Source organism: Bradyrhizobium mercantei (assembly GCF_001982635.1).
GTDB classification, from domain to species: Bacteria; Pseudomonadota; Alphaproteobacteria; order Rhizobiales; family Xanthobacteraceae; genus Bradyrhizobium; species Bradyrhizobium mercantei.
This window is the reverse complement of sequence record NZ_MKFI01000002.1, coordinates 151,595-163,228: the sequence shown is the minus strand read 5'-3', so window position 1 is coordinate 163,228 and position 11,634 is coordinate 151,595. Positions and strand designations below refer to the sequence as shown.

The following is an 11,634-nucleotide window of genomic DNA, read 5'->3' as shown; positions in this document are numbered from 1 at the left end:
GCTTAGAGGAAACCGATCGATATCCAGGGGAAGATGGCGACGATGATCAGGCCGATCAACAGCGCCAGCATGTAACCCCAGATCGGCCGGATACCCTCGGCCGGATCGACGCGCCCGATGGCGCAGGCGGCATAATAGCCGACGCCGAACGGCGGCGCGAACAGTCCGATGCCCATCGCCAGGATGATGATCATGGCATAGTGCACCTCGTGGACGCCGACCTGGTGCGCGATCGGAAACAGCAGCGGCCCGAACAGCACGATCGCCGGGATACCTTCGAGCACGCTGCCGAGGACCACGAAGGCCAGGATCGAGACCGCGATGAAGGTCGCCGACCCGCCGGGCAGCCCGGTCATCGACGCCGCCAGCGCCCGCGAGAAGCCGGACTGGGTCAGGCCCCAGGCCATGCCGGTCGCGGTGCCGATGATGAAGAGGATCGCACCCGACAGGCACGCCGTGTCGATCAGCATCGGCAAAAGCCGCCGCCAGCTGAACTTGCGGTAGATCAGGAGGCCGATGACGAAGGCATAGACGATGCCGATCGTCGACACCTCGGTCGCGGTCGCGATGCCTTCGACCACGGCGTAGCGGATCACGAAGGGGAGGGCCAATGCGGGCAGGGCGAACACGAACGCCTTGCCGATCTCGCTGCCGGTGGCGCGCTGCACGTGGCTGCGGTCCTCGCCGCGGTAGCGCCACCACACCAGTCCCGACAGCGTGATCGCCAGCACGACGCCCGGCAGCAGGCCGCCGGTGAACAGCGCCGAGATCGAGACGCCGGTGACCGAGCCGATCGTGATCAGCACGAGGCTCGGGGGAATGGTTTCGGTCTGGGCGCCGGTGGCGGCGAGCAGGGCGACCAGATCGCCCGGCTTGGCGCCGCGCTGCTTCATTTCCGGGAACAGCACCGGCGCGACGGCAGCCATGTCGGCGGCCTTCGATCCGGAGATACCGGAGACCAGGTACATGGCGCCGACCAGCACGTAATGCAGGCCGCCGCGGACATGCCCGAGCAGGCTTGCCAGGAACGCCACCATCGCGCGCGCCATGCCGGTCATCTCGATCAGCAGGCCGAGGAAGACGAACAGCGGCACCGACAGCAGGATCAGATGGCTCATGCCCTCGTCCATCCGGCCGACCAGCACCATCAGCGGCGTCCGCGTCGTCAGCGCCAGATAGCCGAAGATCGCCATGCCGAAGGCAAAGCCGATCGGCACGCCGGCGAACACGCAGAAGCCGACCACGCCGACGAAGAAGATGATCAGGTTGAGATTGCCGAGCGGCCGCAACAGCGGCTGCGCCAGCCAGAATACGCCGATCAGCGCGGCCACGGTCAGCACGGCCAGCAGGAAGGTCTTGAACTCGCCGACCCGCGCCAGCCGCAGCAGCGCGAACAGCGCCATCAGGCAGGTGCCGACCGGCAGCGCCGCCGCGCGCCAGGTGTTGGATATCTGCAGCGCCGGCGTGGTGATGAAGCTTTCCTCGTAGGCGTATTCATAAGCCGGCCGCACGATCAGGATCAAGAACGCCAGCGCGGCGCAGGTCGCAACCACGTCGAGATAGGCCCACAGCCTTGGGCCTGCGCTTGCGACCAGCGCCGTCATGCGCATGTGCTCGCCGCGGCGGAATGCGACTGCCGAGCCCAGCATGGCAAGCCAAAGGAACAGGATCGAGGCGAGTTCGTCGGACCAGATCAGCGGCGCATGCAGCACGTAGCGCGACACCACGCCGGCGAACAGGATCACGACCTCGGCGACGACCAGGATCGCCGCCGGGATTTCGACCAGCCATCCGAGCGCCGTCTCGATGGAACCGAGAACAGAGCGGCGGCGAGGGGGCTGTGACGCCGCCTCGCCGGCCACGGCCGGCGTCATCTCGACATGAGCCATAGCAAATCTCCCGCTGGCAAGCCTCCCGCCTGATCGATCAGGACAGTTTGCCGACGGACTTCTCGAGCAGATCCCAGGCCTTCTCGCCGTACTTGCCCTTCCATTCGGCGTAGAAGCCGGCGGCGCGCAGCTTGTCGCGGAACGGCCCGACCTCGGGCTGGTTGAACACCAGGCCCTTGCCGGTCAGCTCCTGCTTCACGGTGGCGTTGAGCTTCTCGGTGTCCTCGCGCTCCTTGACGGCGGCCGCGTTGACGTTCTTTGCGACGATGGTCTTGATATCGTCCGGCAGCGCCGCCCAGGCGCGGCGGTTCATCAGGAACCAGAAGCCGTCCCACATGTGGTTGGTCATCGAGCAATACTTCTGCACCTCGTACAGCTTCGCGGCCGAGATCAGCGCCAGCGGGTTTTCCTGGCCCTCGACGATCTTGGTCTGCAGCGCCGAGTAGACCTCGCTGAAATTGATCGAGGCGGGCGATGCATCGAACGCCTTGAACATCGAGGTCCACAGCGGCGACACCGGCACGCGGATCTTGAAGCCCTTGAGATCGTCCGGACCGGTGATCGGCTTGGTCGACGACGTGGTCTGGCGGAAGCCGTTGTCCCAGATCTTGTCCATGACCTCGAGGCCGGCCTTGTTGATCTCGCCGCGCACATAGGCGCCGAGCTCGCCATCCATGGCCTTCCAGACCGTGGGATAATCCGGGAATGCGAAGCCGATGCCGTTGATCGAGGCAGCCGGCACCAGGGTCGCCAGGATCAGGCCGGACAGCGTGAAGAACTCGACGCCGCCGGAACGCACCTGGCTCAGCATGTCCGTATCGGAACCGAGCTGGCTGTTCGGGAACACCTGGAGGTCAAACCGGCCGTTGGTCTCGGTCTTGATCGCGGCGGCCATCTCACGGGCGCGGGCCACGAACGGATGTGACTCCGGCAGGTTGTTGGCGAACTTGTAGGAGAACTCGGCCGACTGGGCGCGCGCGACATACGGCGCGCCAATTCCGCCCAGGACGGCGGAAGCGGCGGAGACCTTCAGCAGCGTGCGTCGTGAAAAGCTCATTGGTTGCTCCCTTGGAGGCTTGTTGTTGTTCTGAGATGCCATCCTATACGGACCTGATGCCGCGGGGTCACCAGCGATCTCTGCACAGCTGGCGCTTATTGCAGCGTCCGTACGCCGCGGCAATATCGGCTTTCTGACGAGACGCGTGGGCGTGGTCGCTGCGCCGTTTGGACCGGCTGGCCGCAATGGTCGGGACAGGCCTGAACAGCGCCGTACTACGGTCTCGTGCGAAGATTTCCCACTAAATATCTGATCTAATTGTAGATATAAATATTCCATAATATACCTTATGCGAATTATGGATATGGGCGCTCCGGAGCGCTTGACGCCGGGGTTCGCCGGTTGGCCTGATGGTCTGCCCTCGACTCAAGGACGCCATATCGAGGCTCGCCGAGGCTTGGAGACCGATGGCACGACGAACCGGCAGCGCCGATCTGCCCCTCCATGGAGGACGCGTGCCGCCGTGGCTGGCGGAGCGCATGGCGACGCTGGGTGCCGTCATCACGCAAGCCGTGGTCCATCACTATGGCCGCGACGCGTTCATGCAGCGGCTCTCGCATCCGTTCTGGTTCCAGTCGTTCGGCGCCGTGATGGGCATGGACTGGCATTCGTCGGGCATCACAACGAGCGTCATCGGCGCGCTCAAGCGCGGGCTGGCACCGCTGCAGGACGAGCTCGGCATCTATGTCTGCGGCGGCCGCGGCAAGCATTCGCGGCGCACGCCGGACGAGCTGACGTCGCTGGGCGAGCGGACCGGGGTCGATGGCGTGGCCCTCACCCGCGCCAGCCGGCTGGTCGCCAAGGTCGACAGCGCTGCGGTCCAGGACGGTTTCGAACTCTATCTGCATGGCTTCTTCGTCACCGCGGACGGCAAATGGACCGTGGTCCAGCAAGGCATGAACGACCACAAGCGGCAGGCGCGGCGCTACCACTGGCATTCCGAGGGCCTGCGCAGCTTTGTCGACGAACCGCACAGTGCGATCGACGGTCCGGTGCAGGGCGAGATCGTCAATCTCACCGACCACCGCGCCGATGCCTCGCGCCAGGCGCAGCTCGATCTGCTCGCCGCGCTCGGTCCCGACGGCATCGCGCGTGAATATGCCGGCCTGACCGAGAAGGTGGAGGCGCAGGGCGATCTCCTGCATTTGATCATGCCGGCGCACCACGATGTACGCTCGAGCGACGTCTTCATCCGCCGCCTGCACGGCACCCTCGCCGCCGCCGCGGAGCGCGGGCCGCTGGACTTTCCCGAGCTGCTGCTGACGCCCGGCGTCGGCGCCCGCACCGTGGAGTCGCTTGCGATGGTCGCCGAGGTCGTCCACGGCACGCCGTACCGTTTCCGTGATCCGGCGCGTTTCTCGCTCGCGCATGGCGGCAAGGACCGTCATCCGTTTCCGGTGCCGATCAAGGTCTATGACGAGACCATCGGCGTGCTGAAGTCGGCGGTGCAGCAGGCCAAACTCGGCCCGCGACGAGGAGATGCAGGCGTTGAAGCGGCTGGACGATCAGGCTCGAAGGCTCGAGCTGACCGCAACCGGCCCGTCCTTCGATGCTTTCGTTGCCAACGAGCGCGCCCGTTCGCCTGCGCTCGACGGGCGCTCGGTGTTCGGCTGGGAAGCCGACCTGTCCGGCAGCGAGATCGCCAAACGTCAGTGACACCCCTCAGCGCCCCCTGAAGCGCGGCTTGCGCCGTCCAAGGAAAGCCGCGACGCCCTCCTTGTGATCCTCGGACAGGCTCGCCAGCGCGAACTGGTCGAGATCCATGTGGCTGGCGAGATCGTCCAGCGCATGCGCCAGCCGGTTGACCGTCAGCTTGGTCATCGCGACCGAGATCGGAGGCTGCGCCGCGACCTTGGTCGCGAGCGCCATTGCGGCTTCATAGGATCTGCCGGGATCAGCCACCTGCTCCACCAGGCCCCACTCATAAGCCTCCTCGGCCGAAATCCGGTCATCGGCCAGGATCACGGCCTGCTTGGTGCGCGCCGGGCCCATCAGATGCAGCATGCGCGGCACGCTCTGCCAGCTCATGTTCATGCCGAGCGCGATCTCCGGCACCCGCATATGTGCGTCACGCGCCATGACGCGGAAATCCAGCGCGACCGCGAGCGCTACGCCGCCACCGACGCAAAAGCCCTCGATCGCGCCGATCGTGACCTGCTCCATGTCCTGCCAGGCGCGGGTCAGCCGCGGTCCGAGTTTCAGGTGCCGGCGCAGCGTGCCCATGTCCATGGTCTGACGCGAACGTCCTTCGGCGTCCTTCAGGTCAAAGCCGGCGCTGAACGATTTGGCGCCGCCGGTCAGCACCACCACTGAGGTCTCGCCATCGTCCTCGAAGCCGCGTGCCGCGTCGGTCAGCTGCCGCAGCGCGTCGGGCGACAGCGCGTTGATACCGTCGCCGCGATCGAACCGCACCACGGCGATGCGGCCCTCCGGTCCGAGCCCCTTCTCGATCGTCACATGGTCAGCCACGCATACCTCCCTGCTCGCATTGTTGTGTACTGGTTGCCTCGACATAGCACGGCGGTTTCGCCTATTCTGTGGGCATGAGCGAACATGATCATCACCACCACGATCACGACCATTCCGAACTGTCGGAGACCGAACTGCGCGTCCGCGCGCTGGAATCGATCCTGACCGAGAAGGGCTATGTCGAGGCTGCCGCGCTCGACGCCATCGTGCAGGCCTATGAGACCAAGATCGGCCCGCATAACGGCGCGCGCGTCGTCGCAAAGGCCTGGACCGATCCCGCCTTCAAGCAGGCGCTGCTCGAGGACGCCAGCAAGGCGGTCGGCACCCTCGGCCATGTCAGCCGGGTCGGCGACCATCTGGTCGCGATCGAGAACACGCCTGGCCGTCACAACATGGTCGTCTGCACCTTGTGCTCCTGTTACCCCTGGGAAATGCTCGGCCTGCCGCCGGTCTGGTACAAGGCCTCGCCGTACCGCTCGCGCGCGGTGAAAGATCCGCGCGGCGTGCTGGCCGATTTCGGCGTCAGCCTGCCGAAGGAAACGGAAATCCGGGTCTGGGACTCGACGGCTGAAACCCGCTTCCTGGTGCTGCCGATGCGGCCTGCGGGCACTGAGGGCTGGAGCGAAGACCAGCTCGCCGAACTTGTGACGCGCGATTCCATGATCGGCACCGGCTTCCCGAAGACGCCGGGAGCGCTGTCATGAACGGCGTCCACGACATGGGCGGCATGGACGGGTTCGGCAAGGTCGAGCCCGAGCCGAACGAGCCGATGTTCCATGAGGAATGGGAATCGCGGGTGCTCGCGATGGTCCGCGCGATGGGTGCGGCCGGCGCCTTCAACATCGACGCCTCGCGCTTCTATCGCGAGACCCTGCCCCCGCAGGTCTATTTGTCGAGCTCCTATTACAAGAAATGGTTCCTTGGGCTGGAAGCCCTGCTGCTCGACAAGGGCTTTATCTCGAAGGACGACGTCGCCGCCGGACATGCCGTCGCGCCGGCGAAATCGCTCAAGCACGGAAAATTCTCCATCCCCGATGTCGAGCGCATCATGGTGCGCGGCAAGTTCGGCCGCACCGCGCCAGGACTGGCGAAATTCAAGGCTGGCGACCGGGTGCGGGCGAAGAACATCCATCCCGCCACGCACACGCGGTTGCCGCGCTATGTTCGCGGTCATGTCGGCGTGGTCGAGCGGGACCACGGCTGTCACGTGTTTCCGGACACGGTAGCGAACGACGCCGGCGAGCATCCGCAGTGGCTGTACACCGTCGTGTTCGACGGACGCGAATTGTGGGGACCGGACTCCGATCCGACCATCAAGGTCTCGATCGACGCGTTCGAGCCATATCTGGAGGCCGTCTGATGGATGCCGGCGCCGCCGCGCGCGCCACCAACGCCGTCACCAGCATTCCTCGCGATCAGGACGGCCCGGTGTTCCGTGCGCCCTGGGAAGCGCAGGCGTTCGCGATGGCGTTGACGCTGCATGACCGCGGCGTGTTCACCTGGCCCGAATGGGCAGCTGCGCTCGCCGACCAGATCAAGCGCGCGCAGGCCGCCGGCGATCCCGACACCGGCGAGACCTATTACCAGCATTGGCTGGCGACGCTCGAACACCTCGTGGCCGCCAAAGGCGTCACCACAGCGGAGACCCTGCACCGCTACCGCGACGCCTGGGACCACGCTGCCGATCGCACCCCGCACGGTCAGCCGATCGTGCTGACGGCGGTGGATTTCGAGTAGCGGCGGACCCCTTCTTTCACCGTCATTGCGAGCGAAGCGAAGCAATCCATCGCTCAGCAGATGTGGGACGATGGATCGCTTCGTCGCTTCGCCCCTCGCGATGACGGGGTGGGATTTGTGGATCAATTTTCCGACTTGTTCGGTGTCATCGCCCGCGAAAGCGGGTGATCCAGTATTCCAGAGACGGTCGTGCTTGAGCCGAGAGACCGCGGCGTACTGGATCGCCCGGTCGAGCCGGGCGATGACAGCTGTAGTTGGGGACATAGTCGCGCGATTTCGGAATAATGGAAAAATACGGCTGATTTGCCCGACGTGTCAAGAGGGCGATGTCGAACCCCGACGACCGGCGACTCCTTTGCATGGGGTTGTTTTCGATATTTTTGCAGAGTGCCCCACGACGTGGCGTTGGATGCGATCGCCGCGGTAGCTTGCGTCGCCGGACACCTCAATGATTGTCGCCATCACCCTGCGCCACATACTCCCGCCAGCCCTTGGCGCGCAGGCTGCAGGCCGGGCATTCGCCGCAGCCATAGCCCCAATCGTGCTGCGCGCCGCGTTCGCCGAGATAGCAGGTGTGCGAGTGCTCGCGGATCAGATCGACCAGCCCTGCCCCGCCGAGCTCTTGCGCGAACCGCCAGGTCGCGGCCTTGTCGAGCCACATCAGCGGCGTGTGCAGCTCGAAGTCCTTGGCCATGCCGAGGTTGAGCGCGGACTGCAACGCCTTGATGGTCTCGTCGCGGCAATCCGGATAGCCGGAATAGTCGGTCTCGCACATGCCGCCGATGATGTGGCGGATGCCGCGCCGATAGGCCAGCGCTGCGGCGAAAGTGAGGAACACGAGGTTGCGGCCGGGCACGAAGGTGTTGGGCAACCCGTCGGCGCCCATTTCGATCGCGACGTCGCGGGTCAGCGCGGTGTCGGAGATATCAGACAGCGTCGGGATATCGAGCGTATGGCTATCACCGAGCTTCGCCGACCAGTCCGGCCGCATCTGCTTGATCCCGGCCAGCAGCCGGTCGCGGCAACCGAGTTCGATGGCATGGCGCTGGCCATAGCTGAAGCCGAGCATCTCGACGCGCGCAAAGCGCGACAGGGCCCAAGCGAGGCACGTCGTGGAATCCTGGCCGCCGGAAAACAGCACCAGCGCAGTCTCGGAAGCGTTCTGATCGGTCATGAACGGCGCTTTAGCACTCATTCGGTTCACCGCCAATTGGTGGACAGTGCCGCGATTCCGGCCCGTTTTGCTGGGATCGACAGGGCCGATTTGGCATAAGGCCTACACCTCTCACAGTCAGGTGCCCCATGACCCCTTCCCGCGACATTTCCCGCCTGATCGAGATCATGGCCGCGCTGCGCACGCCCGTGACCGGCTGTCCCTGAGGCAACTAATATACATTTTGCGCCCCCGCTCCCCAAAGAAAAGCCGCCCGAAGGCGGCTGTTATCTTGCTGGGGACAGACGCTGTTGATACGAAACTGTCGTCGCCTGTCGAATTCGGAGGCAATTTGTGAGTAAGGTCAAAACTCCCCAAGAAAAGAAGCGACTGAGTTACGAAAGCGACCGACGGAACACCTATGGAGAAAATCAGAAGAGCAGTCGAAAGAACATTCCGCGCAGCAAACAGCTTTCACATCAGGATGAACGCCGCTCCGTGCGACAAGCTCTTATCGCCGCACAGGGGACTGTCGCAGACGAAGTCGCCGACGAAGCACAATCGAAAGCATTGAGCAAAGGTCGGATGAAAAAGCTCAGCGCTTTCCGAAAATGGCCGGATCGCCCGCTGGGGGAAGTCATTGAGCAACGGTTGCATAGGCGAACAACCGAAAAATAAGCGATGAATAGCTGCTTTGAGTTCATCACCGCGAAGCCCGCAGCTGGCACCGCTGCTTAGCTAATCCGTGCGGCTACGATAAACTGGGCGTCCGGCGGAGCAGTCTTTCCGACCTCCGCTTTTGGCCCATCCCATTGGCTGGCAGAGATCGAATTCATGACAAGAGCGCACAGTATTTCATTATGAAGCCCTCCCGCGACATCGCCCGCCTCATCGAGATCATGGCTGCTCTTCGAGCCCCTGGAACCGGCTGCCCCTGGGATCTCGTTCAGAATTTCGAGACCATCGCGCCCTACACCATCGAGGAGGCCTATGAGGTCGCGGATGCGATCACGCGCGGCGATCTCGACGATCTGCGCGAGGAACTCGGCGACCTGCTGCTGCAGGTGGTCTATCACGCGCAGATGGCTGAAGAGCGGAACGCGTTTGCGTTCGGCGACGTGGTCGAGGCGATCACGAAAAAGATGATCCGCCGTCATCCGCATGTGTTCGCCGACAAGGACGGCAACATCCAGCCGGCCGGCGTCAAGAGTGCCTGGGAACGCATCAAGGCCGAGGAGAAGGCCGAGCGCGCGGCGCGGCGGCCGCCGGAGGACACCGCGCACAAATCGCTGCTGGCCAGTGTGAAGGCCGGCCTGCCCGCGCTGACGCGCGCGGTGGAATTGCAGCGCAAGGCCTCCACCGTCGGCTTCGACTGGAACGACCCGCGCGCCGTGCTCGCCAAGATCCGCGAGGAGGCCGACGAGATCGAGGCCGCGCTCGATCGCAACGACAAGCAAGAGATCGCGGAAGAAACCGGCGACCTGATGTTCGCGCTGGTCAACCTCGCCCGCCACGTCGACGCCGATCCGGAAACCGCGCTGCGTGCGACCAACGCCAAGTTCGAGCGGCGGTTTGCCTATATCGAGCAGGCGCTGGCGGCGAAGGGACGTTCGCTCGAGGGCGCGACGCTGGAAGAGATGGATGCGTTGTGGAATGAGGCGAAATCCGTCGTCGTCCCTGCGAAAGCAGGGACCCATACCGCGTGATCTATCGGTGATGGACGGTGCCAGTCCTGTACTCATGCGGGACTGCGACTGCGGTCAGCAATGACGGCCGGTGGTTATGGGTCCCGGCCTTCGCCGGGACGACATTGAGTGTGAGGATGCGGATCGCGTCAAACACGCAGTCCCCTCACCTCACAACAACGTCCCGCGCAGGATGACGGCGGCAACACCGAAATAGATCACGAGACCCGTCACGTCGACCAGCGTCGCCACAAACGGCGCCGACGCGCTGGCCGGATCGAAGCCGATGCGCTTGAGGATGAACGGCAGCATCGAGCCGCACAGCGAGCCGAAGGTGACGATTCCGACCAGCGCAGCGCCGACGGTCGCGGCCACCAGCACCCAATGCGGGCCGTAGTCGAACAGGCCGAGCGACTGCCAGAGCGTGATCCTGATGATGCCGATCAGGCCGAGGATGGCGCCGAGCACGATGCCGGTCGGCAGCTCGCGCACCGCGACACGCCACCAGTCGCGCAGCCGCACCTCGTGCAGCGCCAGCGAGCGGATCAGCAGCGAGGTCGCCTGCGAGCCGGAATTGCCGCCGGAGCTCATGATCAGCGGAATGAACAGCGTCAGTACGATCGCCTTCTCGAGCTCGCTCTGATACGACTGCATCGCGGTCGCGGTCAGCATTTCCGACAGGAACAGCGCGCACAGCCAGCCGGCGCGCTTCTTGATCATCTCGCCGAAGCCGATCCGCAAGTATGGCTCGTCGATCGCTTCCATGCCGCCGAACTTCTGGGCGTCCTCGGTGGACTCCTCGACGATGGCGTCGATGACGTCGTCGACCGTGACGATGCCGAGGATATGGCCGGGGCCGTCGACGACGGCGATCGCGAGCAGATCGTAGCGCGAGATCAGCCGCGCGGCCTCCATGCGGTCGGCCTCCGGCGAAATCATCAGCGGCTTGCGCGCCGGTGCCGCGGTCAGCACATTGGCGTGCGGATCGCCCGAGATCAGGCGGCGCAGCGGCACCGCCTGGATCAGGGTTTTCTTGACCGGGTCGATCACGAAGATCGAGTAGACGGTCTCGCGGGTGCGCTCGACCATTCGGATGTGATGCAGCACCTCGGCGATGGTCCAGCTCGAGGGCACGCTGACGAACTCGGTCGTCATGATGCTGCCGGCGCTGCGCTCGGGATAGGCCAACAGCCCCGAGATGACGTTGCGGGTCTCCGGATTGAGGCCGTTCAGCAGCGTGGTGCGCAGCGGCTCGATCAGCTCCTTGAAGATGTCGGCGGCGCGGTCGTCGGAGACCCCTGACAGCAGCGACACCGCGGTGTCCTTTGGCAATTCGGCCAGGATCTCGCAGGTGTTGTCGAGTCCCGGCAGGTCGAGCACCTCGATCGCCTTCTCAGCCGGCAGCGAGCGCAGCAGCTTTGCCGCATCCTCCGGCTCCCGGGCGTTCAGCGCATCGACGATCTCGGGGGCCCGCACATGGGCCAGGTCACCGTTCTGGCCGGCGGGCGTGTCGTGGGTGATGGTTTCGGTGTCCTGCATCGATCGGCCTCGGCTTTGCGTCTCGCAGCGCAATGAACCAAGGCGGCGCAGATTTCAAACAGAAAGTGCGACCGCGCGTCGCAGGCGCGGTCGAGTGAGGCCAAG

General features: G+C 64.8%; 10 protein-coding genes and 1 pseudogene. 6 read left to right on the top strand and 5 right to left on the bottom strand.

What is annotated here, in order from left to right:
• Window positions 1-2 precede the first annotated feature (2 nt).
• Together BI327_RS08400 and BI327_RS08395 are read right to left on the bottom strand one after the other, a co-directional pair.
• A complete protein-coding gene (locus tag BI327_RS08400) occupies window positions 3-1,889 on the bottom strand; it encodes a TRAP transporter large permease (RefSeq protein WP_076859563.1) in 1,887 nt (628 codons plus the stop codon).
• A 37-nt stretch (window positions 1,890-1,926) separates the two neighbouring features.
• Window positions 1,927-2,946 carry a TRAP transporter substrate-binding protein gene (locus tag BI327_RS08395; RefSeq protein WP_076859562.1) on the bottom strand — a complete coding sequence of 340 codons (1,020 nt, stop codon included), beginning with the start codon at window positions 2,944-2,946 and terminating at the stop codon, window positions 1,927-1,929.
• 407 nt (window positions 2,947-3,353) lie between these two features.
• Here BI327_RS08395 and BI327_RS08390 point away from each other — a divergent pair.
• Window positions 3,354-4,602, top strand: a pseudogene (locus BI327_RS08390) (DUF763 domain-containing protein).
• Window positions 4,603-4,608: 6 nt separating this feature from the next.
• On the opposite strand, the gene BI327_RS08385 reads toward BI327_RS08390, so the two are convergent.
• Complete coding sequence (locus tag BI327_RS08385; protein WP_076859560.1) at window positions 4,609-5,415, bottom strand: enoyl-CoA hydratase/isomerase family protein; 807 nt, start codon at window positions 5,413-5,415, stop codon at window positions 4,609-4,611.
• 74 nt (window positions 5,416-5,489) lie between these two features.
• Between BI327_RS08385 and nthA the strand changes: the two genes are divergently transcribed.
• From nthA to BI327_RS08370, 3 genes are read left to right on the top strand one after another with little or no spacing between them, the layout of a single operon-like run.
• A complete protein-coding gene (nthA, locus tag BI327_RS08380) occupies window positions 5,490-6,119 on the top strand; it encodes a nitrile hydratase subunit alpha (RefSeq protein ID WP_076859558.1) in 630 nt (209 codons plus the stop codon).
• On the top strand, window positions 6,116-6,775 hold the full coding sequence (gene nthB / locus BI327_RS08375; RefSeq protein ID WP_076859557.1) for a nitrile hydratase subunit beta: 660 nt from the start codon (window positions 6,116-6,118) through the stop codon (window positions 6,773-6,775). The genes nthA and nthB overlap by 4 nt, the downstream gene beginning before the upstream one ends.
• Complete coding sequence (locus BI327_RS08370) at window positions 6,775-7,152, top strand: nitrile hydratase accessory protein (RefSeq protein WP_076859555.1); 378 nt, start codon at window positions 6,775-6,777, stop codon at window positions 7,150-7,152. Before nthB ends, BI327_RS08370 begins: the two co-directional genes overlap by 1 nt.
• A 445-nt stretch (window positions 7,153-7,597) precedes the next feature.
• Here the strand turns inward: BI327_RS08370 and queC are convergent, their stop codons facing one another.
• Window positions 7,598-8,326 (bottom strand): 7-cyano-7-deazaguanine synthase QueC, encoded by a 729-nt coding sequence (gene queC, locus BI327_RS08365; RefSeq protein ID WP_076859553.1) that lies wholly within the window; start codon window positions 8,324-8,326, stop codon window positions 7,598-7,600.
• 333 nt (window positions 8,327-8,659) lie between these two features.
• Between queC and BI327_RS41525 the strand changes: the two genes are divergently transcribed.
• Window positions 8,660-8,983: a hypothetical protein gene (locus BI327_RS41525; protein WP_143271557.1), complete on the top strand. Its 324-nt coding sequence runs from the start codon at window positions 8,660-8,662 to the stop codon at window positions 8,981-8,983.
• Between the two features lie 182 nt (window positions 8,984-9,165).
• Window positions 9,166-10,011 (top strand): nucleoside triphosphate pyrophosphohydrolase, encoded by an 846-nt coding sequence (gene mazG, locus BI327_RS08355; protein ID WP_076859549.1) that lies wholly within the window; start codon window positions 9,166-9,168, stop codon window positions 10,009-10,011.
• Window positions 10,012-10,161: 150 nt separating this feature from the next.
• Here the strand turns inward: mazG and mgtE are convergent, their stop codons facing one another.
• Window positions 10,162-11,529, bottom strand: a complete 1,368-nt coding sequence (gene mgtE, locus BI327_RS08350; protein WP_076859547.1) for a magnesium transporter — start codon at window positions 11,527-11,529, stop codon at window positions 10,162-10,164.
• Window positions 11,530-11,634: the final 105 nt, after the last annotated feature.